23 protein-coding genes and 1 riboswitch are annotated in these 23,787 nt (G+C 46.0%); of the genes, 14 read left to right on the top strand and 9 right to left on the bottom strand.

Translation table 11 applies throughout. The features are described from left to right. Window positions 1-10 precede the first annotated feature (10 nt). The 3 genes from ftsA (at window position 11) to lpxC (ending at window position 3,564) form a co-directional block, all read left to right on the top strand. Window positions 11-1,285 (top strand): cell division protein FtsA, encoded by a 1,275-nt coding sequence (ftsA, locus tag B0187_RS08320; RefSeq protein ID WP_078237406.1) that lies wholly within the window; start codon window positions 11-13, stop codon window positions 1,283-1,285. Between the two features lie 65 nt (window positions 1,286-1,350). Continuing rightward, the gene (gene ftsZ, locus B0187_RS08315) at window positions 1,351-2,619 is read left to right on the top strand and encodes a cell division protein FtsZ (RefSeq protein WP_078237405.1); all 1,269 of its coding nucleotides are present in this window, start codon (window positions 1,351-1,353) and stop codon (window positions 2,617-2,619) included. Window positions 2,620-2,643: 24 nt separating this feature from the next. Next, window positions 2,644-3,564: a UDP-3-O-acyl-N-acetylglucosamine deacetylase gene (gene lpxC, locus B0187_RS08310; protein ID WP_078237404.1), complete on the top strand. Its 921-nt coding sequence runs from the start codon at window positions 2,644-2,646 to the stop codon at window positions 3,562-3,564. A gap of 86 nt (window positions 3,565-3,650) precedes the next feature. Here lpxC and pssA read toward each other — a convergent pair whose 3' ends face one another. The 5 genes from pssA to ribF form a co-directional block, all read right to left on the bottom strand. Then, window positions 3,651-5,012, bottom strand: coding sequence for a CDP-diacylglycerol--serine O-phosphatidyltransferase (pssA, locus tag B0187_RS08305; protein ID WP_078237403.1), 1,362 nt, complete (start codon window positions 5,010-5,012; stop codon window positions 3,651-3,653). A 263-nt stretch (window positions 5,013-5,275) separates the two neighbouring features. Further along, window positions 5,276-8,089 (bottom strand): isoleucine--tRNA ligase, encoded by a 2,814-nt coding sequence (gene ileS, locus B0187_RS08300; RefSeq protein WP_078237402.1) that lies wholly within the window; start codon window positions 8,087-8,089, stop codon window positions 5,276-5,278. Window positions 8,090-8,102: 13 nt separating this feature from the next. Beyond that, window positions 8,103-8,759, bottom strand: a complete 657-nt coding sequence (locus B0187_RS08295; protein ID WP_078237401.1) for a zeta toxin family protein — start codon at window positions 8,757-8,759, stop codon at window positions 8,103-8,105. A gap of 4 nt (window positions 8,760-8,763) precedes the next feature. Next, the gene (locus B0187_RS08290) at window positions 8,764-9,045 is read right to left on the bottom strand and encodes a hypothetical protein (protein ID WP_078237400.1); all 282 of its coding nucleotides are present in this window, start codon (window positions 9,043-9,045) and stop codon (window positions 8,764-8,766) included. Continuing rightward, the gene (gene ribF, locus B0187_RS08285; protein ID WP_078237399.1) at window positions 9,032-10,003 is read right to left on the bottom strand and encodes a bifunctional riboflavin kinase/FAD synthetase; all 972 of its coding nucleotides are present in this window, start codon (window positions 10,001-10,003) and stop codon (window positions 9,032-9,034) included. Before ribF ends, B0187_RS08290 begins: the two co-directional genes overlap by 14 nt. Before the next feature lie 168 nt (window positions 10,004-10,171). On the opposite strand from ribF, the gene B0187_RS08280 reads away from it, so the two are divergent. Beyond that, window positions 10,172-10,414 (top strand): AbrB/MazE/SpoVT family DNA-binding domain-containing protein, encoded by a 243-nt coding sequence (locus B0187_RS08280; protein ID WP_078237398.1) that lies wholly within the window; start codon window positions 10,172-10,174, stop codon window positions 10,412-10,414. Next, the gene (mazF, locus tag B0187_RS08275) at window positions 10,411-10,752 is read left to right on the top strand and encodes an endoribonuclease MazF (RefSeq protein ID WP_078237397.1); all 342 of its coding nucleotides are present in this window, start codon (window positions 10,411-10,413) and stop codon (window positions 10,750-10,752) included. Before B0187_RS08280 ends, mazF begins: the two co-directional genes overlap by 4 nt. Before the next feature lie 34 nt (window positions 10,753-10,786). On the opposite strand, the gene tyrS is transcribed toward mazF, so the two are convergent. After that, complete coding sequence (gene tyrS / locus B0187_RS08270; protein WP_078237396.1) at window positions 10,787-11,977, bottom strand: tyrosine--tRNA ligase; 1,191 nt, start codon at window positions 11,975-11,977, stop codon at window positions 10,787-10,789. A 620-nt stretch (window positions 11,978-12,597) separates the two neighbouring features. Between tyrS and ruvA the strand changes: the two genes are divergently transcribed. From ruvA to pgtP, 7 genes are all read left to right on the top strand, one after another. Further along, window positions 12,598-13,206 carry a Holliday junction branch migration protein RuvA gene (gene ruvA / locus B0187_RS08265; protein ID WP_078237395.1) on the top strand — a complete coding sequence of 203 codons (609 nt, stop codon included), beginning with the start codon at window positions 12,598-12,600 and terminating at the stop codon, window positions 13,204-13,206. A 3-nt stretch (window positions 13,207-13,209) separates the two neighbouring features. Then, a complete protein-coding gene (gene ruvB / locus B0187_RS08260) occupies window positions 13,210-14,211 on the top strand; it encodes a Holliday junction branch migration DNA helicase RuvB (protein ID WP_078237394.1) in 1,002 nt (333 codons plus the stop codon). Between the two features lie 5 nt (window positions 14,212-14,216). Then, window positions 14,217-15,536, top strand: coding sequence for a 23S rRNA (uracil(1939)-C(5))-methyltransferase RlmD (gene rlmD, locus B0187_RS08255; RefSeq protein ID WP_078237393.1), 1,320 nt, complete (start codon window positions 14,217-14,219; stop codon window positions 15,534-15,536). Window positions 15,537-15,598: 62 nt separating this feature from the next. Continuing rightward, window positions 15,599-16,462 carry a co-chaperone DjlA gene (gene djlA / locus B0187_RS08250; RefSeq protein WP_078237392.1) on the top strand — a complete coding sequence of 288 codons (864 nt, stop codon included), beginning with the start codon at window positions 15,599-15,601 and terminating at the stop codon, window positions 16,460-16,462. 63 nt (window positions 16,463-16,525) lie between these two features. Then, on the top strand, window positions 16,526-17,512 hold the full coding sequence (dusC, locus tag B0187_RS08245; RefSeq protein ID WP_078237391.1) for a tRNA dihydrouridine(16) synthase DusC: 987 nt from the start codon (window positions 16,526-16,528) through the stop codon (window positions 17,510-17,512). 24 nt (window positions 17,513-17,536) lie between these two features. Further along, entirely contained in the window at window positions 17,537-18,580 is a 1,044-nt protein-coding gene (locus B0187_RS08240) for a YcjF family protein (RefSeq protein ID WP_078237390.1), read from the top strand. A gap of 104 nt (window positions 18,581-18,684) precedes the next feature. Next, window positions 18,685-20,010, top strand: coding sequence for a phosphoglycerate transporter protein PgtP (gene pgtP / locus B0187_RS08235; protein ID WP_078237389.1), 1,326 nt, complete (start codon window positions 18,685-18,687; stop codon window positions 20,008-20,010). A 53-nt stretch (window positions 20,011-20,063) separates the two neighbouring features. On the opposite strand, the gene B0187_RS08230 is transcribed toward pgtP, so the two are convergent. The 3 genes from B0187_RS08230 to queC all read right to left on the bottom strand — a co-directional run bounded on the left by B0187_RS08230 (window position 20,064) and on the right by queC (window position 22,025). Further along, window positions 20,064-20,693, bottom strand: a complete 630-nt coding sequence (locus B0187_RS08230) for a 7-carboxy-7-deazaguanine synthase QueE (RefSeq protein WP_078237440.1) — start codon at window positions 20,691-20,693, stop codon at window positions 20,064-20,066. Between the two features lie 251 nt (window positions 20,694-20,944). Continuing rightward, window positions 20,945-21,367, bottom strand: a complete 423-nt coding sequence (queD, locus tag B0187_RS08225) for a 6-carboxytetrahydropterin synthase QueD (RefSeq protein WP_078237388.1) — start codon at window positions 21,365-21,367, stop codon at window positions 20,945-20,947. Continuing rightward, complete coding sequence (gene queC, locus B0187_RS08220) at window positions 21,360-22,025, bottom strand: 7-cyano-7-deazaguanine synthase QueC (RefSeq protein ID WP_078237387.1); 666 nt, start codon at window positions 22,023-22,025, stop codon at window positions 21,360-21,362. The genes queD and queC overlap by 8 nt, the downstream gene beginning before the upstream one ends. Window positions 22,026-22,028: 3 nt before the next feature. Beyond that, a riboswitch (PreQ1 riboswitch) is annotated at window positions 22,029-22,073 on the bottom strand. Window positions 22,074-22,274: 201 nt separating this feature from the next. On the opposite strand from queC, the gene B0187_RS08215 reads away from it, so the two are divergent. After that, window positions 22,275-22,640: a hypothetical protein gene (locus tag B0187_RS08215; protein ID WP_078237386.1), complete on the top strand. Its 366-nt coding sequence runs from the start codon at window positions 22,275-22,277 to the stop codon at window positions 22,638-22,640. A 3-nt stretch (window positions 22,641-22,643) separates the two neighbouring features. Beyond that, on the top strand, window positions 22,644-23,441 hold the full coding sequence (locus tag B0187_RS08210; protein WP_078237385.1) for a tetratricopeptide repeat protein: 798 nt from the start codon (window positions 22,644-22,646) through the stop codon (window positions 23,439-23,441). Window positions 23,442-23,787 lie beyond the last annotated feature (346 nt).

Genomic DNA, 23,787 nt, shown 5'->3' with positions numbered 1-23,787 from the left:
TGTAGAGAATATGTCAGAAGAAGTTGCAAAATCAGAATTAATATGTAGTTTGGAAATTGGTACGTCCAAAATTGTGGTGGTTGTCTCTGAGGTTTTGCCAGACGGGGTAGTCAATGTGCTGGGGGTAGGAATGAGTCCTGCCAAGGGCGTAGAGCAAGGGGGGATTACCGATTTTGAAGCTGTGGTTAAAAGTGTTCAACGTGCTATTGAGCAGGCGGAAATGTCTTCCAACCACGATATTTATAATATGGTGCTGTCTATTTCGGGCAGGCACGTTCGTTCGTTTTCGCGGGTAATGGTGGATGATTTGATCACGGGCGAGGTATCGGAAGATTCGATGCAGCGGATCGTGGAAAAAGCGAGAAATATCCCACTGGAAGAGAACGAAGAAATTTTGCATATTCTTCCGCAGGAATATTGGGTCGATAATTTATTACCGACAAAGACACCGCTTGGACAGGTCGGAATGCGGTTATATTCCAATGTGCATATTATCGTTTGTAACTCAACTTGGAAGAAAAACCTCAGTAACGTGGTGAGTGCTTGTAAACGCAACGTGGTAAAACGCCCTGTATTTAGTGGGCTTGCCTCTGAATATTCGGTGCTAACCGAGGAAGAAAAAGAGCGTGGTGTGTGCCTCATTGATTTTGGTGGCGGCACAATGGACGTATTAGTTTACACAGGCGGTTTCTTGCGTGATAGTTATTCTTACCCTTACGCAGGTACGCAAATTACCAATCATATTTCGGAAAGATTTAATACGACATTTAGCGAAGCGGAAAATATTAAAGTGAAATATGGTAGTGCGGTCAGTCCACCCTTATTTAATGCAGATAAGAAAATTGAAGTGGCGGGCTTGGGAAGCCATATCCCTCGTGTGATTACAAGGGGTCAGTTATCGGAATTAACTTCGGTTTGTTACAATCACTTCTTTCATTTTGTGCATCAACGTTTAGAACAAGTTCGCAATGATTTAAAAATGCGAAACATAAATTCTGAATTAATTTCAGGAATTGTGCTTACGGGTGGTAGCTCACAAATAGAAGATATTGTAGAATGTGCAAAATCTGTCTTTGGTCCACAGGTGAGAGTGGGTTATCCACAAAATATCACAGGATTAACCGATTATGTGAATAAACCGCAATATGCCACTGTGCTTGGTTTACAACAGTTTGGTTTCCACAATAAATTTTTTGAAGATAAGCCTGTTATTGAAAATCCTACACTTCAAAAACTTTTTGAAACAGTGAAAAATGGGATTAAGGGCTTTATAAAAGGTGTTTAAATCTCGCGAAGGCGAACGGAATGGAGAAATGAGTAATGTTTAACGTACCCCTAGAAGAATCTAGTATGACATTTGCACCAGCAGCGATGGAATCGACTTCTGATGCGGTGATTAAAGTTGTTGGCGTGGGCGGCGGCGGCGGTAATGCCGTTGATCATATGAGTAAATCAGCAGACTCAATTCGAGGTGTTGAATTTTATGATGTGAATACCGATGCCCAAGTATTAAGAAAACGTACCACCCGAGTTACCGTACAAATTGGTGCTCAAACCACAGGCGGTTTAGGTGCAGGGGCAAACCCAGAAGTGGGTCGTCAATCTGCCGAAGAAGACCGTGAAGCGATTGCCCGTATGCTAGACGGTGCAAATATGGTGTTCATCGCTGTTGGTATGGGCGGTGGTACAGGTACAGGTGCGGCACCCGTAATCGCATCAATCGCCAAAGAGAAAGGGGCTTTAACTGTTGCGGTTGTTACAAAACCATTCCGTTTTGAAGGTCCTCGCCGTATGCGCCTTGCGGAACAAGGGATTCGTGAGTTATCACAATATGTGGATTCTTTGATCATCATTCCAAACGACAAATTACAAAGCCTTGGTAAAAATATTACAATGATCGAAGCCTTTAATGCCGCAAACGATGTATTGCGTAACTGCGTACTTGGCATTACCAATATGATTACCAGTTCTGGTGGTTCAACAGGTTTCGATATTAACGTGGACTTTGCGGACGTGAAAACCGTAATGTCAGACAAAGGACACGCAATGATCGGTACAGGTTTCGCAGAGGGCGATGCAGGTAGCGACCGTGCTCAGAAAGCAATGAATGATGCGATTTCAAGCCCATTACTTGAAAACGTGGATATTTCTGGTGCGAAAGGTATGTTAATCAACATTAACGCGGGTACTGATTTCTCTATCGGTGAAGTTTATGAAATGATGGATCTTGTTTACGGCTTTGCCGAAGAAGATGCAACGATCGTTTACGGCTGTAACTACTACCCAGAAATGGATGGTAGAGTAAGTGTAACCCTTGTGGCAACAGGTATTGGCGATCAAAACTTAATGCAACAACAACCAAAGGCTCAACCACAGCAAGTGCCGACCTTTAATCAACCAACACAAACAGGTTTTGGAAATCCAAATACTACATTCCAACAACAATCTACTGGAAATACACAGCAAGCGTCGTCTAATGTATATGGTGGAGGTCAGTTCGGTGGCGGTCAGTTTAATAACGGTGGCTATGGCGAACAAGTACAGCAATCTACTAGCCCGCAAACGGTTAATGTGGGGGGAAGCAACATTTGGACACCGCCACCATTTATGAATAAATAGTAGGATCAATGTGAGGATACCACAATGATTAAACAACGAACCTTAAAACAAGCCACCAAAGTAACAGGGATTGGGCTACATAGCGGTAAGAAAGTTACCCTAACCTTACGCCCTGCCCCTGCGAACACAGGGATTATCTACGCTCGCACAGATTTAAACCCCGCGGTTTATTTCCCTGCGAGTGCGGAATCGATCCGCGACACCACTTTGTGTACTTGTATGATCAACGATGACGGTGTTCGCATTTCAACGGTAGAACACCTAAATGCGGCAATGTCAGCATTAGGTTTAGATAATTTAATTGTTGAAGTTGATGCACCTGAAATCCCAATTATGGACGGCAGTGCCAGCCCATTCATCTATTTATTGCTTGACGCAGGCATTGAAGAACAAAATGCCGCCAAAAAATTCATTCGCATCAAAGAAACCGTGCGAGTGGAAGAGGGCGATAAATGGGCGGAAATCAAGCCATATCAAAATGGATTAAACCTTGATTTTACCATTGATTTTACGCACCCGATGATCAGCAAAAATGTGCGTAACTACAAAATGGAACTTTCGGCAGAAAACTTCATTCATCAGCTCAGCCGTGCAAGAACTTTTACCTTTATGAAAGATGTAGAATACTTGCAATCCATCGGCTTAGCTTTGGGTGGTAGTTTGGATAATGCAATCGTATTAGACGAATACCGCATTTTGAATGAAGAGGGCTTACGCTTTAAAGATGAATTAGTCCGCCACAAAATGCTCGATGCCATCGGCGACCTCTTTATGTGCGGCTACAACATCCTCGGCGATTTCAAAGCCTACAAATCAGGCCACGGCTTAAACAACAAACTTCTGCGTGCAATTTTAGCCAATGAAAATGCGTGGGAATTTGTTACTTTCGAGGATAAAGCTGAAGTCCCACAAGGCTACAGTATCGAACAGGAAGTGCTCATCTAAACTAAGAAGAAAATTTTATCTAATAAATTAAAAGTAATTTTGCAAAAATAGGCACGAAAACTCGTGCCTATTTTGTTTAGTAGAGCTTAGAGTAACATTTTCACAATTTTATCCAACTTCACTCGCCCTAATTTTTTTAATAAATTTTGGACTTTGGTCGGATAATCTTTTTGCATTTCCAAATCGCTGTAATGGGTCAAAAGAGTGGTGTGGGTGCGGATTTGATCCAGTTCAGCGGTGGCTTTTTCGGCTAATTCTGCGTTCGGATCGTGGATTAGCACCGCATTTTCCGCATCCAATTTCCACGCACGGGGGTTGAGGTTGTTGCCCGTTAAAAGTAGGTAACGCTGATCGACCCAAACGCCTTTGAGGTGGTAGCTGTTGTTGCCGTCTTTCCAGAGGCGGATCGCCAGTTGCCCGTTTTGAATGTAGTAATCAAACCGCTTGCTAAACGCACGCAAATTCTTCTCATACAAGTAAGGCAACGCCGACACCATTGAGAATTTTTCTTCGGGTGGGGTGTAGAAGTCGTTGGCGGTTTTGTCGCCGACAATAATTTCCACCCGTTTGCCGTTTTCGAGCAACCAACGAATGCGGTTAGTCAGGGAACGGGGAAAATTGAAGTAAGGGGTGCAGATTGTGAGCTTTTGCTCAACCTGATAGAACAAGGCTTCAATCGCTTTGTTGAGCGGATTTTTCCGCCCTAAGCCGATAATAGGGGTAACGCTCAACCCTTGTGGGCGTTTTTGTCCATCAAATTCATAGCTTTGTTGGGTGAGGAATTTGCGGAACGACTTAACAAGCGGTCGGATTTCCGCCGTTTTCGGGCGAGGTTGATCCAAACGATAGACCGCAGGGTGTGAGATCAACTGCTCATCGGCAAATTGCACCCACGCATTCGACAACGCCGAATGGGTAATTTGATGATAGCGGTCGTAGCGGTAGCGTTCAAATTGTTGCAGATAGACGTTGTTAATGCTCGCACCACTATAAAGTAGGGTGTCGTCAAACACAAAACCTTTGAGGTGCAGCACGCCGAACACTTCTCGCCCGTTAATCGGCACGCCGTAAAAGGCGATGTCGTTATCGCTTGGCAAGCCATATTGCTCACGCATTTGGGCGTACCAATCTGCATTGGAAAGAGCGTTCGCCTCGCCAATCCGTCCCCGTTGAGCCCGATGCCAATCGACAAACACTTTCACATCAAGGCTTGGGTTGACTTGTTTGGCTTGATAGAGGGCGTGCAAAATTTCCTGCCCCGCTTCATCTTTTTCAAAATATAAAGCGGTCAGATAAATCCGATTTTTTGCATTGTGAATCAACGTCAAAATACGCTGTTTGAACGCTTGGCTATCGGTTAAAAAATCTACGTTTTCCGCAGATAACGGCTGATAACGTAGATTTTCTAAGTAACGTTTGGCTCGGTTGGCTTTATTTAAAATCAGCATAAAGTTGCCTCTTAATAGCGGTAAGATGAGCAGAAATTTTGCGAAATGCTATCGCTTGTTTGCCCCCTACGGTTTCGCTTCGCTCAACCACTTCCCCCGCAAGCGGGGGCAGATCTTATTTTACGATAATTCTAAGAATTTTCCCACAAGTAGGGGCAAATCTTATTCTACGAAATACTAAGATCTTCCCCCGTTTACGGGGGAAGTACCGCCAAAGGCGGGGTAGGGGGCAAAATTTCTCGAAATCTTACCGCTTGTTTTTATTAAGCAAATTGACGCAATTCGCCGTTGCCTGCGACATTTTCGACACAACGTCCGCAAACGGTGCTGTGTTCGGCGTTCGCCCCGATATCAGTGGCGAAGTGCCAGCAGCGAGGGCATTTTTCGCCGTCGGCACGTTCCACTTTCACTGCAAGTCCGCTTAATTCGCCCTCGGCAACATCGGCTTCGGCAAGCGGTTTGATAATCGCTTGGGACGTGATGAGGACGAAACGCAACTCGTTGCTGAGCTGTTCGAGAAGTGGGCGGATTTGGTCGTTCGCGTAAACGGTAACTTTCGCCTCTAAGCCTGCCCCGATGATTTTTTCGTTACGAGCTTGTTCGAGAACGCGGTTCACTTCGGCACGCACTTTGAGCAGTTGTTGCCAGTAGTTGTCGTCTAATTTGTCGCTGGCATCAAGGGCAAATAAGCCGTTGTAGAACTCTTCGGTGAACACAAATTCAGCACGGTTCGCCACTTTCGGCAAGTAGCCCCAAATTTCATCGGCAGTAAAGGAAAGGATCGGGGCGATCCAACGCACGAGGGCTTCGGAAATATGCCATAACGCCGTTTGACAGCTGCGGCGAGCGAGGCTGTCCGCTTTGGTGGTGTATTGGCGATCTTTGATGATGTCGAGGTAGAACGACCCCATTTCGATTGAGCAGAAACGCATTAAGCGTTGCACCACCGCGTGGAATTGGTAGTTATCGTATGCCTCTTTGATTTCGTTTTGGGCTTCCAACGCACAGCTTACCGCCCAGCGGTCAAGGCTGATCATTTCCTCTGGTTTCACCAAATCACGCTCTGGATCGAAGCCGTTCAAGTTCGCCAACAGGAAACGTGCAGTGTTGCGGATACGGCGGTAGGTGTCGCCCGCACTGTTCAAAATGTTATGGGAAACCGCAATTTCGCCTGTGTAGTCGGTCGAAGCCACCCATAAACGTAAAATATCCGCCCCATTTTTGTTCCACACTTCGCTTGGCACAATCACATTGCCAAGGGATTTTGACATTTTGCGACCTTTTTCGTCCACCGTAAAACCGTGGGTTAGCACCTGTTTGTACGGGGCTTTGCCGTTGGTTGCGGTGGAAAGCATTAACGAGGACATAAACCAGCCACGGTGTTGATCCGAGCCTTCGAGGTACATATCCGCTGAATTGCCGTTAAATTCTGGGCGAGCTTCCACCACTGAGGCGTAAGTCGATCCCGAATCGAACCACACATCAAGGGTATCAGGCACTTTGCGGTAATTTTTCGCGTCTTCGCCGAGTAATTTGGCAGGATCGAGATCCCACCACGCTTGAATCCCCTCTTTTTCGACACGTTGTGCCACTTGTTCAAGGATTTCAAGGGTGCGAGGGTGCAATTCTTCCGTTTCGTTATGCACGAACATTGTCATCGGCACGCCCCAAGTGCGTTGGCGTGAGATACACCAATCTGGGCGGTTCGCTACCATTGTGTCAATACGCGCCTCGCCCCAGCTTGGAATCCAACGCACCGCTTTGATTTCGCCCAAGGCTTGACGGCGTAAACCCTGCGTTTCCATTCCAATAAACCACTGTGGGGTAGCACGGAAAATAATCGGGGTTTTGTGTCGCCAGCAGTGTGGGTAGCTATGTTTGATGCGTTCTAATTTGAGCAATGTACCCGTTTCTTTTAATTTTTCGAGGACTAAATCGTTGCTCTCAAACACGCCTTTGCCGGCAAAGAACGGCACATCGGATTTAAATTTGCCGTCATTGCCGACCAAACCAGCCATTTCAATGTTGTATTTTTTCGAGACGATAAAGTCGTCTTGACCGTGGTCTGGGGCGGTGTGTACCAAGCCCGTACCGCCGTCGGTGGTAACGTGATTGCCTAAGATCAACGGCACGTTGTAATCATAGAATGGGTGAGCGAATTGCAATAACGCTAAATTTTCGCCTTTGGTTTCGCCCAATACTTCCACCGTTTCCACGCCAGCGGCTTTTTGTACGCTTTCCACCAAGGCGGCGGCTAAAATCACACGCTCATCGCCGAATTGAACTAATTGATAATCTAATTCAGGGTTGATTGAGATCGCTTTGTTTGACGGCAAGGTCCACGGGGTAGTCGTCCAAATTACCGCAGAAAGATTGCCCGAGCCTTTGCCCACGGCGTTAAATTTCGCCTCAATCTCACCGCTTGCCACCGCTGGGAAACGCACATAAATGGACGGCGACACTTTGTCTTCATATTCCACTTCCGCTTCGGCGAGGGAAGAGCCGCAATCCAAACACCAATGCACCGGTTTTGAGCCTTTGTAAAGGTGCCCGTTGGCGATCACTTTGCCGAGGGTGCGGATAATGTTCGCTTCCGTGTCAAAATTCATCGTGAGGTAAGGATTTTCCCAATCACCCAAAATCCCCATACGGATAAAGTCCGCTTTTTGCCCTTCCACCTGCTCTTTGGCATACTCACGGCAGGCTTGACGGAATTCCGCCGCCGACACTTTTTCATTCGGCTTACCCACCAAACTTTCCACTTTCAGCTCAATCGGCAAACCGTGGCAGTCCCAACCTGGCACATAAGGGGTATCGAAACCGAGGGCGGTTTTCGATTTCATAATAATATCTTTCAAGATTTTATTGACGGCGTGCCCTAAGTGAATATTCCCGTTCGCATACGGCGGGCCATCGTGCAAAATAAAAGTTTTCTTCCCTTTCGAGGCTTGACGGATTTTCTGATAGAGATTTTTCTCATACCAATTTTTCAGCATATCTGGCTCACGTTTCGCCAAATCGCCACGCATCGGAAAGCCTGTTTCAGGCAGGTTTAAAGTGTTTTTGTAATCAGTCATTTTTTGCTTCCATTTAGATATCTAAAATCTTTTCTAAGATTGCTTGGGTATTTGAAATATTTTGCATTTCAAACAAGTTAATCTGCTTATCTGCTTTTAATTGAGCAATACACTGTGAATAATTTACAGCCATTCGTTCAATCACTTCTCTTTCAACAATTCTTGGTAATGAACTTTGTGCGAGAATTTTTTCTTGGTAACGAATTTTGTTTCGTTCGATACTTAATTCAACGTTTGAAGGCAAGGCAATAATATTTATTTCATATTTTTTCTCTTTGAAAAAATGAATAAGATTATTTGCTGTCTCTATATTTCCAAAAGTTGTTTCATATAAAATATTCAATCCTTTCTTCACTGTTTCATTTAATAGTTCAGTCGCAAATCGATGAGCGAAATTGCCTGTTTTTTTATGAGCCTCATCAAAGCCATATTTTTCTTTAAATTCTCGAATTTTAGGGTGTAACTTACGATAGTCATCAGCTTGAATAGGGAAGAAATTTAAACTATTTCTTTCTAATAATGCTGTAATAAAGGTTGATTTACCACTGCCACTTACCCCTGAAACAATTAAAACTTTTGGTTTGTTATTAGGGTAAAGATGATATTGCCTTACGATTTCATTAAAAATAATCGCAACTTGCTCATCAGTTGGTTTTATATCTTTTGCCATTTTATTACCCAAAACGCAATGTTTGATATTTTTCCTGCAAGGTTAATACATCTTCAATAACAGGGATCGCTTTTGTGTAATTTTCTGGTACAAGATTAAAATAACGATGTTTTAAATGATTTAATTTATTTTTATCATTTCGCCCTTCTTCTGTGGATAAAGCCCCTGTCATCATCATATCTGCGACTGTATCCGCACAAATCTCGTGAAAAACATCACTAAAAGGGACGTAATCTTCTTTTAAACTTTTTAAAATTTGCTGTTTTCTTTCTTCACTTAATCTCATTTGCCAATTCCTCAAAAAATCTCACCGCTTGTTGGTAATCTTGTTCAATTTGCTGCTTCAACGCCTCAAAATTCGGGAATTTCACCTCATTGCGAATTTTATGCCGAAAAATCACTTCAATTGCTTCGCCATAAATCGTTTGGTTGAAGTCGAAAATATGCACTTCTAACAAGGGCTTTGTGCCGTTGATGGTCGGGCGGTTGCCGACATTAGCAATGCCGTTAAACAGACCGCTTGCTGTGCGGATTTGCACCGCATACACCCCTTGAATCGGGGTAACAAGGCGGTTGAGCATAATGTTCGCCGTGGGGAAGCCAATGGTTCGCCCCAATTTATTGCCGTGAGCCACTCGCCCACGGATCGAATAAGGTCTACCGAGAAGCTGTTCAGCGAGGGCGAGATCATCTCGCTGCAACGCCTCACGAATCAGCGAACTGCTGACCCGTTGAGCTGCAAAACTCAGCGTATGGCTATCTTCCACCGCAAAACGATATTTCAGCCCCGCATTGCGTAAGGTCTCGAAATTACCCGCACGGTTCGCCCCAAAATGAAAATCATCGCCCACGCTCAAATATCGCACATTAAGTTGTTTTACCAACAAATCCTCAATAAAGGCATCGGGCGAGAGCGAGGCAAACGCCTGATTAAAACGGACGCACAACACATAATCCACCCCCTCATTCGCCAACGCCGCCAGCTTATCACGCAGCCGCATTAGGCGAGCTGGCACTTTGCAAGGGGTAGGATTTTCGCAAATTTTAGCAAAAAATTCGCGAGGTTGCGGTTCAAATAACATCACGACCGAAGGCAAATTCAGTTCCAACGCCTTGTCGCACAAACGGCTCAGAATGTTTTGATGTCCGCAATGCACCCCGTCAAAATTACCAATGCTCAGCACGCACCCGTTTTTGAGGGCGTGATGACGAGCCAAATTGTGAAAGCCACGGATCAGTTGCATTGCGTTTTAAAAATTTGAAAAAAATTGTGCCGATTATACGTTTATTGACGAGAAATGGAAAGAAAACGAGGGGGAAATATCCTGCAAGGGGTGGGATTATGAAAAATTTTGGCAATAATAGTTATACATTGTATAATTTTTAGTAAATTCACGAGAGGAAAACCAAAGATGCAAGTAACCGTAAAAAAATGGGGGAATAGCGTTGGCGTGCGGATTCCGTCAATGATTTTGGATACGCTGGCGATTCAAGCGGAACATTTGGTCGATATTCGAGCGGAAAATGGCAAAATTGTGATTGAGCCGATTCGCCCAGCAAATAGCTACCAATTACAAGATTTAGTGGCCCAAATTACGCCTGATAATCTGCATTCCGAAGTTTCAACAGGGCAAGTGGTGGGGAATGAAGTATGAAGGATCAAAACTACATTCCCGATGTCGGCGATATTATTTGGTTGAATTTCGACCCGCAAGCAGGACACGAACAGGCAGGGCATCGTCCTGCGGTGGTGCTTACGCCTGCGATTTACAATGATGCGACCAGTTTGTTGATTTGCTGCCCGCTTACCACCAAAATCAAAGGCTATCCTTTTGAGGTGGAAATTGAGGGAAAGCCGCGTAATGTTGCACTGTCCGATCAAGTGAAAAGTTTGGATTGGCGTGTGAGAAAGGCGGAATGGAAAGGTAAAATTTCACCCCAAGCCCTCGCTGAAATGAAAGCGAAGATTGGGGCGTTGTTAGGGATTAAATAATCAAACAAGCGGTCGGATTTCCGCCAATTTTTACTTATTTAACTGTAATCCTCGCAAACTTGCGTTTACCCACTTGATAAACAAAAGTCCCTTTTTGAGCATTTTGGCGGACATCTTCGATCTTCTCGCCGTCAATTCGCACGCCACCTTGCTGTGCCGAGCGGATCGATTCCGAAGTGGTTGGCACTAAGCCTGCTTCTTTGAGTAAGGTCGCAATGCCAATCTCGCCCTCAAAGGTAAATTCAGGCATTTCGTCTGGCATCGCCCCTTTTTGGAAGCGGTTGATAAACTCTTGCTCGGCGGCATCGGCGTCGGCTTCGCTGTGGAAACGGGCGATGATCTCTTTCGCCAACAGAATTTTCACATCACGCGGATTTTTGCCGTTCGCCACATCGGTTTTCAGTTGAGCGATTTCTTCCAACGAACGGAACGAAAGCAAATCATACCAACGCCACATCAATTCGTCTGAAATCGACATCACTTTACCAAATATCTCGCTCGGGGCTTCCGACACTCCGATATAGTTGCCGAGGGATTTCGACATTTTTTTCTCGCCGTCTAAGCCTTCGAGTAATGGTAGCGTGATCGCCACTTGCGGTTTTTGCCCTGCGGATTTTTGCAATTCACGCCCGATTAACAGGTTGAACGTTTGGTCAGTACCGCCTAATTCTACGTCCGCTTGCAGGGCGACCGAGTCGTGTCCTTGCAGAAGCGGGTAGATAAATTCGTGGATCGCAATCGGCTGATTGTTGCCGAAACGTTTTTTGAAGTCATCACGTTCCAGCATACGCGCCACGGTGTAGTTTGATGCAAGGCGAATCATTCCTTCTGTGCCAAGCTGTCCGAGCCATTCCGAGTTAAACACCACGCGGGTTTTTTGCGGATCAAGAATTTTGAAAATTTGGGTTTTGTAAGTTTCGGCGTTACGCAACACATCTTCACGGGTGAGCGGCGGACGGGTGGTATTTTTGCCCGATGGATCGCCCACCATTCCCGTAAAATCACCGATCAAGAAGATCACTTCGTGTCCGAGTTGTTGGAATTGGCGAAGTTTATTCAACACCACCGTATGCCCCAAGTGAATATCAGGGGCGGTTGGGTCAGCCCCCAATTTAATGCGAAGCGGACGGTTTTCTTTCAATTTTTCGATTAAATCGGCTTCCGAGTAGATATCCTCAACCCCACGTTTGAGTTCTGCTACGATCGCCTCAACAGATTGTGTCATTGCGTTTCCTTTTCTTATTTCTGAAAAAATGGCGGTATTATGCCACAATTTTTGCGTTTAGGGCTGCAAGGGGTGGGATTTTGAAAAATTTTGTCGGATTTCCCCATTATCGTAAATCATTGCTCGGATGGTTTCTCCCATCATTTTGCGTTGAGCGGTTTCGTTAATTTCAAGGGTGATTTGTACTGTTTGAGCCAGCTTGCTGGCGAGTTTACAAATCGCCCGTAGAAATTAGAAACAAGCGAAACAAAGCAAAATGTCTGGGGTCGCCTTTCTTTGCCTACTTTCTTTGGCGAAGCAAAGAAAGTAGGAAATCATCGAAACCGCTCAACGCAAAATGACGGGGATTTATCTTTCTTCGATTTTGGTGCAAGAAAATTTAAGCAAAAAAAAACGCTTCATCTTGTGGGGGAATGAAGCGTAAAGAGTTGGAGTGATTACCTATTATTTTTGAAGTGGCTAAATGATAATAATTCGCAAAAACTTGTGCAACTATCTTTACAAAAACTTACAAATAAGAATAATTCTCAATAACGAACGGGGCGAAGTATAGAATAAATCTGTTATTTTATCCAGTTTTCTGTTATTCTTTGCTAATTTTTTATGATTGAGAAAAGACAATGATCGGACGTTTACACGGAATTATTTTAGAAAAATCCCCGCCCGAAATGGTGCTTGATGTGCAAGGGGTGGGATATGAATTACTTTTGCCGATGACCAGTTTTTACAGTTTGCCCCAAGTCGGCGAGTCAACCACCTTATTTACCCACCTTGTCGTGCGAGAAGACGCTCACCTTTTATTTGGCTTTGCTCAAAAGCAGGATCGCACCCTGTTCCGAGAGTTGATTAAAACCAACGGTGTCGGACCCAAATTAGCCTTGGCGATTTTGTCGGCGATGTCGGTGTCGCAATTTGCCACCGCGGTTGAGCAGGAAGAACTTGCTAAATTAACCAAAATCCCGGGGATCGGTCGCAAAACCGCCGAGCGTTTGTTGGTGGAATTGAAAGGGAAATTCAAAGGGCTGGAACAGTCGGATCTGTTTGATGACACGCCAAATAGCGGTCGGATTGTGGCGAGCAATACGCCAGATCCGAGCGATGAAGCCGTTGAAGCCCTAATCGCCCTCGGCTACAAGCCAAGCGATGCGGAAAAAATGATCAAGAAAGTGAACAAAGCGGATTTAACCAGCGAGCAGCTGATCCGCGAAGCCTTAAAAAATTCGTTATAAACAATGATTGAAGCAGACAGAATAATCAGTGCCAGCCCGAAGCGGGACGAGGAAGTGATCGACCGTGCCATTCGCCCCAAATTATTGAGCGATTATGTGGGGCAAGCCTCGGTGCGAGAGCAAATGGAAATTTTTATCAAGGCGGCGAAATTACGCCAAGAAGCCCTCGATCACCTGTTGATTTTCGGCCCCCCAGGGCTGGGTAAAACCACCCTCGCCAACATTGTGGCGAATGAAATGGGGGTAAACATTCGCACCACCTCTGGGCCTGTGCTAGAAAAAGCGGGCGATCTCGCCGCAATGCTGACCAACCTTGAACCCTACGATGTGCTATTTATTGACGAAATTCACCGCTTGTCGCCCGCGATTGAGGAAGTGCTGTATCCTGCAATGGAAGATTATCAGCTCGACATTATGATCGGCGAAGGTCCAGCGGCACGCTCGATCAAGCTCGATCTGCCGCCGTTCACGTTAGTGGGGGCGACCACCCGAGCGGGATCGCTCACATCGCCGTTGCGAGATCGGTTTGGGATTGTGCAACGCCTCGAATTTTACACGGTGGAAGATTTAACCTCGATTGTCAGCCGTAGTGCCAGTTGTTTGAATCTGAATTTATCGGCGGACGGGGCGTTTGAAATCGCCCGTCGTTCCCGTGGCACGCCACGGATCGCCAACCGCCTGCTTCGCCGAGTGCGAGATTATGCCGATGTTAAAAATGGCGGTGTGATTTCGTCCGAGATCGCCAAACAAGCCCTCACAATGCTCGATGTCGATGCAGAAGGCTTTGATTTTATGGATGTCAAATTGCTGTTGGCGATTATCGAACGCTTTGACGGCGGGCCCGTGGGGCTGGACAACCTCGCCGCCGCCATTGGCGAAGAGCGGGAAACCATTGAAGATGTGTTAGAGCCGTTTTTGATCCAGCAGGGCTTTTTGCAACGCACCCCAAGGGGGCGAGTGGCAACCGCTCGCACTTACGCCCATTTCGGTTTTTCGCAAGGCTAGGCAAAATGGCGATTTTTTATTCTGAGAAAAAAGCGAAAAAAACGGCGAAACCGACCGCTTGTCAGCCATTTTTGATTGAGGGGCTGGACTATCAAGGGCTAGGCGTGGCAAAACATCAGGGTAAAACGTGGTTTATTGAAAATGCCCTGCCGAGTGAGGAAGTGGAAATCCGCATTTTGGACGAAAAACGCCAATATGGGCGAGGGCAAGCGGTACGGTTTTTGAAAAAATCCCCCCTTCGCCAAACGCCGAGCTGTGAACTTTACGGCAAATGTGGCGGTTGCCAAATGCAGCATATTCCCCTTGATTTGCAACGGGAAACGAAACAGCAGGCACTTTTCCAACGGCTACAAAAATTTCAAAGCAAGCCGATCCAATTTGAGCCGATGATTGTCGGGCGAGACAAGGGCTATCGCCGCCGTGCGAGATTGAGCATTTCCGTGCAAAATCAACAGGTTAGCCTTGGTTTTCGTCAGCAAAATTCGCAGCAAATCATCCCCCTTGCACAATGCGAAGTGCTTGCCGACCCCCTTTCCGCTTTGTTGCCTGCTCTGCAAAATTTGCTTTCAGAATGGCAACAGAAAAAACGGCTGGGGCATATCGAATTGGTGCAAGCGGATAACACCATCGTCCTGCTGTTACGCCATTTGGGGGCGGTTAATGAAGCGGATCAGGAACGATTATTGACATTCGCTCGCCACTACCATTTGAGCTTGTTTGTGATGTGTGAGGAAGATCGGATCGAACATTGGTCGGGGGAATTGCCCTATTACCACATTCACGGCTTGAAATTGGCGTTTTCAGTGCGGGATTTTATTCAGATCAACGGCGAACTCAATCACAAAATGGTCGATCACGCCTTGCAATGGCTTGATCTGCAACCGCAGGATCGAGTGTTAGATCTCTTTTGTGGAATGGGCAATTTCACCCTGCCAATCGCCCAACGAGCGGGCTATGTGGTCGGGGTTGAGGGCGTGGCGGAAATGGTGGCACAGGCTCACCAAAATGCCGTTACAAGCGGTCTGAAAAATGTAAATTTTTATCAGACCAACCTTGATGAATCCTTTGTGGATAAGGAATGGGCGGCAGAGTCGTTCAATAAAATTTTGCTCGATCCTGCTCGCAATGGGGCTTATTTTGCCTTGGATCACCTTTGCGAACTCAATCCCGAGCGGATCGTTTATGTCTCTTGCAACCCTGCCACTTTGGTGCGAGATGCACAAAAATTGGTGGAAAAAGGCTACTTTCTCAACAAAGTGGCGATGATCGATATGTTCCCCCACACGGGGCATTTGGAATCGATTTTGCTGTTTTGCAAGGGGTAGGGAATTTTCGAGAATAGGCAAGGTCTATTCAGCGTTTAATCTTGATTTAAAAAGGAAGAAATATGCAATTTGTCGGTAAACTGATTGGTTTTTTCTTAGGTTACAAACTGCTCGGCGGTTTTTTCGGGGGGATTTTGGGCGTGATCGCAGGGCATTGGGCGGATAAAAAGCTCTATGAACTGGGTTCGGTCAAATCCAGCTTTTTCGGCAAGAAATTGACCCGTCAATCCCTCTTTACCCAAACCACTTTTGCGGTAATGGGGCATCTCGCCAAAGCCAAAGGACGGGTAACCGAGCAGGATATTCAGCTCGCTCGCCAGTTGATGAGCCGTTTGCAGTTGGATAGCCAAGCCCAACAACAGGCACAACAGGCGTTCACCCTCGGTAAAGAGGCAGATTTCCCGATTCGCCAAGTGATCAGCGAATTTCGTGAGGCGTGCGGACAACGCCAAGACCTACTGCGTTTCTTCGTGGAAGTGCAAATGCAGGTGGCGTTACAGGACGGACAGCTCGACCAATCGGAACAACGGATTTTATTCACTATCGCCGAAACCCTAGGCATTTCACGCCCTCAATTTGAGCAGATGATCGCAATGGTAATGGCGGCACAACGTTTCCGCTCGGGCTACTATCAGCAAGAATTTGAACAAGCCTATCAGCAACAATCGCAGGGCGGATACAGCGGCGGCGGTTATCGCCAGCCAAGTCGCCCAAGCCTTGATGACGCATACAGCGTCTTAGGCGTAACGGCTTCGGACGAGCAAAACACCGTCAAACGGGCTTATCGCAAGCTAATGAACGAACACCACCCCGACAAATTGGTCGCCAAAGGCTTACCGCCTGAAATGATGGAAGTCGCAAAAGAAAAAGCCCAACAAATCCAAGCCGCCTACGACCTGATTTGCAAGGCGAAGGGGTGGAAGTAGCAAGCGGTTGGATTTTTTCTAATTTTACGGGACGCCAGCGTGGCGTCCCTACGTAGGGACGCGATGTTCGCGTCCCAAAATAGCAGCGAAAAAATTGTGGAACATTTTGTAAAACGCGTCATCCTCGCCCCAATGCAAGGGGTGCTTGATCCTTTTGTGCGGCAGCTTTTAACCGCAGTGAATGATTACGATCTCTGCATTTCGGAATTTGTGCGGGTGGTCGATCAAAAACTGCCGAAAAAGGCGTTTTATCGGCTTTGCCCCGAGCTGCACAACGGTGGATTTACCCCCTCTGGCACGCCCGTGCGGGTGCAGATTTTGGGGCAACACCCCGAGTGGTTGGCGGAAAATGCTCACTTGGCGGTGGAATTGGGGTCGCACGGGGTTGATTTGAATTGCGGTTGCCCCTCAAAAACCGTTAATGGCAGTAATGGCGGGGCTTCGTTATTGAAAGATCCCGATTTGATCTACCGAGCCACCCTCGCAATGCGACAAGCTGTGCCGAAGGATCAGATTGTGTCGGTCAAGGTGCGGCTGGGCTGGGACAGCAGTTCGCAATGCTTTGAGATCGCCGATGCGGTGCAACAGGGGGGGGCGGACGAAATTACCATTCACGGTCGCACCAAAGTGGACGGCTACCGAGCCGAGCGGATCAACTGGCAAGCGATTGGCGAAATTCGCCAAAAACTCAACATTCCCGTGATCGCCAACGGCGAGATTTGGGATTTTGACTCGGCAAAAAAATGCTGCGAAATCACCGCTTGCGATAGCCTGATGATCGGGCGAGGGGCGTTAAATGTGCCGAATTTGAGCCGTGTGGTGAAATTCAACGCCCCTAAAATGGCGTGGGCGGAAGTGCTACAACTGCTGGCTCAATATGTGCAAATGGAAAACGAACACGACAGCGGTTTTTACCACGTGGCTCGAATCAAGCAGTGGCTGCGTTACCTCGATAAAGAATATCCCGAAGCGGTGGCGTTGTTCGACATTCTCAAAACCGAACACGGCTACGAGGGCTTGAAAAAGCACATTATGCAAGCGGTGGGATAATCCAAAATTTAGCAAGGAAATCAAATGAATAAGCAAGTGTTTAGCGAGGAAGAAATTTCCTCAACCCAAACTTTCCAACCCAAGCAAGAATTTGACGAACAAAGCGTCAAAATTGAGGAAGAACGCCGTGAAGTTGAAGCGGAATTGGTGATTGAGGAAAGCCTCAAACCCTCACGTTTTTGGGTGCGAGTGCTACTGGCGGCGTTGGCGTTGTTTGGCGTGGCGGTGTTGGCTCAAAGTGTACAATGGCTGATTGATACGTTCCAAAATCGCCAATGGATCTATTTTGCGTTCTCAATCGTGTTCGCTTTAATCAGCTTTACGGGCGTGGGCGTGTTGGTGCGTGAGTGGCGAAGATTGGTTTATTTGCGTAAACATCAACAAAATCAACAAGTTAGCCAACAGCTTTTATTGGAAGAATTGCCGAGCGAAAGTGGCGAAATGGCGACCAAATTCTGCCACGAAGTGCTGAAAGAGTTGGAACATCATCCGCAGGTGGCTCAATCGGCGGAACGTTGGAAAAAGCAACTGGACGAGGGCTACAACGCCAAAGAGGTGCTTTATTTGTTTGGCGAAACGGTGTTGAACCCGATTGATCGTCAAGTGAAAAAATTGATTACCAAAAGTGCCACCGAAAATGCGATTATCGTGGCGGTCAGCCCGTTGGCGATTGTTGATGTGCTAATGGTGGCGTGGCGAAATTTCTCGCTGATCAACAAAATCAGCCGAGCCTATGGAATGGAACTGGGCTATGTCAGCCGTTTGAAACTGTTCAAAATGGTGCTAACTAATATGGTGTTTGCGGGGGCGACCGAAATTGCCAGCGATGTGGGAATGGACTTTTTTTCGCAAAATCTCACCGCTAGACTTTCAATGCGAGCAGGGCAGGGCATCGGCGTGGGGCTTTTGACCGCCCGCTTGGGGATCAAAGCAATGGAATTTTGCCGCCCTCTGGCTTTCCAAGCCCACGAACGCCCGAAACTCTCGGTGGTTCGCCAAGAATTACTCGGGGCAGTGAAGGATATTTTCTTCACCAAAACCCCTGAAAAAGAGACAGTTGCTCGTTAATTAAACAATTAAATTTTAGCAACCGTTTCCCTTTGTAAATTTTGACAAAACTTACAAATCTTACATTAGAATAGCCACATCTTTTTATTATTGGAGATGTGGTTATGTTTTCTTTCCTCAAAGCCTCAGCCCCTGCCCCTCGCATTGAAGATGCTCGGGTCGATGCAGAGTATAAACGGCTACGTTGGCAAGTGTTTGCTGGCGTGTTTATTGGTTATGCGGCGTATTATTTAATCCGCAAAAACTTTTCCCTTGCGATCCCTTATTTGATTGATGAATACGGTTTCACCAAAGCCGATCTCGGTACGGTGGGCGTGGCACTTTCCCTCGCTTACGGGATCAGTAAATTTGTAATGGGTAACGTGTCGGATCGCAGTAATCCGAAATACTTCATTACCATTGGTTTGGTCGGTTCGGCGATTGTGAGCTTGATTTTCGGGCTGGTGCCAGGGGTGTTGGCTTCGATTCCAATTATGATCGTGCTTGCCGCCCTCAACGGCTGGTTCCAAGGAATGGGCTACCCACCTGGGGCGAAAACGATGACTAACTGGTTCTCGGTGTCAGAACGTGGTGTCTGGTGGAGCTGGTGGAACGTGTCGCACAACCTCGGCGGTGGCTTGATCGGACCGCTTGCAATCCTCGGTTTATCCCTATTCGGTGTGTGGCAATCCCTCTTTTATTTGCCAGCCTTGATTGCGATTGTGTTAGCCTTCGTGATGTTCTGGCTGATGCGTGATACCCCAGAATCCCAAGGTTTACCGCCTGTTGATGAATGGAAAGGCGAAAAAGTGGTGGAAAAAGTCGAATCCGCTCACACCCTTTCGTCCCGTGATATTTTCTTCAAATATATCATCAACAACAAATTCCTGTGGGCGATTGCGATTGCTAACGTGTTCGTTTATTTCATTCGCTACGGCATTATCGACTGGGCACCGACCTACCTCAAAGAAGTGAAACAATTCAGCGTGGACAAACAAAGCTGGGCGTATTTCCTCTATGAATATGCAGGGATCTTTGGAATGCTTGCAAGCGGTTATTTGAGCGACAAAGTGTTCAAAGGACACCGCGCACCACCGATGTTGCTCTTCCTCGTGGGCGTGCTAATTGCGATTATCGTTTACTGGAAAAACCCAGCAGGCAACCCGTTAATTGATAACATCTGCTTAGTGGCGATTGGCTTCTTGATTTACGGACCTGTAATGATGATCGGCTTACAAGCGGCGGATCTCGTTCCGCGTGTCGCGACAGGCACGGCAACAGGTTTGACCGGCTTATTCGGCTACTTGCTCGGTTCAGCCAGTGCGGGTTATGTGATGGGTAAATTGGTCGATGTGTTCGGCTGGGACGGCGGTTTCTACGCCCTCATCATCTCGTGCTTCCTCGCCTTTGGCTTCATTGCTTTAACCTTGTTTAACCGCAAAAAAGTGTAGTTTCAAATAAAATGCAAGGGGGTAGATTTTCCTAAAAATCTACCCCCTTAGTTTTATTCAATCCCCGCAATTTTGTGGGTTTGGATACTCAACTGCCAGTGCGGTTTGTTCGAGCGTTGGTTGAGTTTGCCGAGTTGAGTGATGGTGTCGAGCATATTCATCACGCCGTCTTGCTCGCAGGGGGAAAGGTAGTAGCGGTCGGCTTTGATCGTGTTTTCAATCTGTTCGCAGAAATCCAGCACATCGCCGTCCACCACGATCCGCACCTCGTGGGCGAAATCCAAATGGTGTTTCAGATAATTTTTCTGATAGAGCCGTTTCGGGCTGGTGGCGATATAGTCGATCTGCTTCGGCACAGGCTTCAAACCGTTGGTTTCCACCGCAATAAAATAGCCCTCACTTTTCAGCACATCGAGCAAAATCTCAATGTTCGGCTGAATGGTCGGCTCGCCGCCCGTGATGATGATATTGCGAGCAGAAAAGCCACGCACCACCGCCATAATCTCGTTGAGGGTTTTGGTTTCAAATTGGTTGTAATTGGTATCGCACCACGGACAAGCAAGGTTGCACTTGCCAAAGCGAATAAAAATGCTCGGCATACCCGTGTTATAACCCTCGCCTTGCAGGGTCTCAAAAATTTCCACGATACGATATTCAGGATTAGGATTTATGATATTTTGCATTTGATAAAGGTGTTGCAAGCGGTCAGATTTTCTAAAATTTTGCATAAACTTACCGCTTGTGAAGAATATTTTCCCCGTCATTTTGCGTTGAGCGGTTGCGTCAAATTTCAAGGGCGATTTGTACTGTTTGAGCTTGCGAAGCAAGCGAGTTTACAAATCGACCGTAGAAATTAGCAACAAGCGAAACAAAGCAAAATGTTCGGGGTGTGTTTCTTTGGTTACTTTCTTTGCACAAGCAAAGAAAGTAACAACTATTTTGTGTATTCGCAGTAAGAAGTCGGGGTTTCCCACAATCGAATTAAACTCACCGGCAAGCCGACTTTTTCGAGTTTTTCAAACATATATTTCGCCATTTCTTCGGCGGTGGTGCGGGTGGGAATGCCGTACACTTTGGAATCCAAATCGATCAGCAACTGGGCAACTTTGCACTCTTTTTCACTATGTAAGTCGTAGATAAAGGCGTGATCCATTTGATCCAAAATATGGGTTTTGACCACCGCTTTCAGATCGCTGTAATCCATCACCATTCCACGCTTTGCCCCGTCCGCAAACAGCTCGCCTGCCACTTCCACTTGCAGTTTATAGGTGTGTCCGTGCAGGTTTTGGCATTTGCCATCGTGTCCGTCCAGCATATGAGCCATATCAAAGCTAAATTCTTTGGCGATTTTAAACATTGCTTTCCCCTTTTTCAGCGAGATATTCATTCAGCCCCTTTTCACGCAGCACGCAGCTCGGGCAGGTGTGGCAACCGCCTTCTACCCCCAAATAGCAAGTGTGGGTGTGGGTGCGAACATAGTCAAACGCCCCGAGTTGATCGGCTAACGCCCACGTCTCTTTTTTGGTGAGATACATCAACGGCGTGCGAATGTTGAAGTTGTAATCCATCGCCAAGTTGAGGGTCACGTTCATTGATTTGATGAACACATCACGGCAGTCGGGATAGCCGCTGAAATCGGTTTCGCACACGCCCGTGAAAATAGTTTGAATCCCTTGCGATTTAGCATAAATGGCGGTGTAGAGCAAAAATAACGCATTGCGACCGTCCACGAAAGTGTTGGGCTTGTCGCCCTGTTGCTCGATTTGAGCGTTGTCGTCCATTAACGCATTGGTGGTGATAGCTTTGATCACAGAGGTGTCGATCACCGTCTGCTTCACCCCGAGATCTTGGGCGATCCACTTCGCCTTATCGAGTTCGATATGGTGGCGTTGCCCGTATTGAAAAGTAACCACTTCCACATTCTCACGCCCAAATTCTTGAATGGCGAGGAAAAGGCAAGTGGTCGAATCTTGACCGCCAGAAAAAATCACGACGGCTTTTTTTGAATAAGACATTGAAGTTCCTTAGTTTTTTTATGTGGGAGGATTGCGAACCACAGGTTGAACATAAAAGCGGTAGGATTTGCCAAAATTTCGCGAAATCCTACCGCTTGCGAGGGAGCATTATAGCCGTTTTTTCAACGAATGCCTATCGGCGATTTTTCCTACGGTTAGCAAGCCAAATTATCGTAGCAAGTTGTGCAAAAAAAAAAACAATATATAATTAAAAAATGTTCAATTTAATTTTTCATTTAAGGAGCAAAAATGACAGCCAAATACACTGTTATTCGGGTAAATAGCATTATTGAAACCCAACATTGCTATGCAGAATTAGTTGAAGTCTGTGCGAGATGGCAATACACGATTTCACCGCTTAGCAATCCATTACAATTTTGCCTTTCTCGCCAAATTGTTTTCCCCACTCAACATACTCTGTATGACAATGAATTCTTTTTGGGTAAGGAAGAAAGGTTCTTGAACGCTTTGTTTTGGAAACATAGTTTGAAAGTAAAAGTAGGTGATGTACAAATTGTAGAAAGACAGCCATTTAGCGTCCCAGCAGGAATGACACATTATTCCACACCAAAGCTTATCACTGCCTATATCAATAATCCATATGACGAGGAATAACCAATGAAAATGAAAAAACAACTACTTGCTACTTTAACCGCACTGCTTTTGGCCCAAACTAGTGTTGCCGAAGTTAATCCAAAAGCCTTAGAATTAGCCAAACAAGGTAATGCAAAGGCACAGACTGTTGTCGCTGATCAGTTTTGTGATGAAGGGCAATATTTGGAAGGCTTATATTGGTGGGAAGAAGCAGCAAAGCAAAATAATGTGCAGGGGCAAGATCGTCTTGCAGATGCTTATCGAAATGGGAGTTGTTCACTGAAACGAAGTAATCAGTTTCCACCCGATTATCCAAAAGCCTTAGAATGGTATCAACGGATAATTTATAATCCCAAAGCCAAAGATACATACGAATTTTATAATGCGAAATTTTGGATTGCGGATATGTACTATTGGGGGAAAAACGGCATTCAACAAGATGGAATGCAAGCCAAAGCAGGCTTTACTGAACTTGCCAATTTGCCTGATAAGTTGATTAAAGCGGAAAAAGATAAGAAAGGAGATTCTGTTATTAAAGAAACCCGAGGCAATGCTCGTTATCGATTGGCTCAAATGTATTATTTTGGGGATTTTACACGTCAAGATTATGAACAAGCCTATCAATGGGCAAATAAAGCAAGGCAAGATCTCAATTATCGGGGAGCAATGATTCAAGCTCATTTGGATTATAGCCAAAGGGGCAATAAGCAACAAGGAATGGAGCTAATGGGCAGAGTGTGTGATATGGGCGTTAGCCAGCAAGCCTGTGATTGGTATCAAGATATGAAAGCTAACCGCCCATTGCGAGCAGGGAATTTATAAACCGATGTGCTAAAAATTTGGCAGAAACTGCCCGCTTGTTGTTCGTTTTGCTTTAATTTTATGCAAGCGGTTCGATTTTTTAAAATTTTTGCAAAAAGTGCTTGCGTTGGTTTTGTTTTTGCCTATAATGCACCGCACACAACGATGCACTGTTGTGAAGAAGTTTGATTGATTACAGTGCGTCGTTGTTTTTTGTTCTTTAACAACGAATCAGACAATCTGTGTGGGCACTTGTTGATGATTGATTTTGAAAACATATTTTTGATTTTGAAGTCTCGATAGGTGCTTAAACTAGAAATTCATTATTAAGTGATTTTTGTGTCAGCATATTGAGCGATTAAACTTT

The organism is Haemophilus paracuniculus (assembly GCF_002015115.1).
GTDB classification, from domain to species: Bacteria; Pseudomonadota; Gammaproteobacteria; order Enterobacterales; family Pasteurellaceae; genus Haemophilus_E; species Haemophilus_E paracuniculus.
Note: the sequence above shows the minus strand (reverse complement) of the source record. Positions and strands in the feature narration are given on the sequence as shown.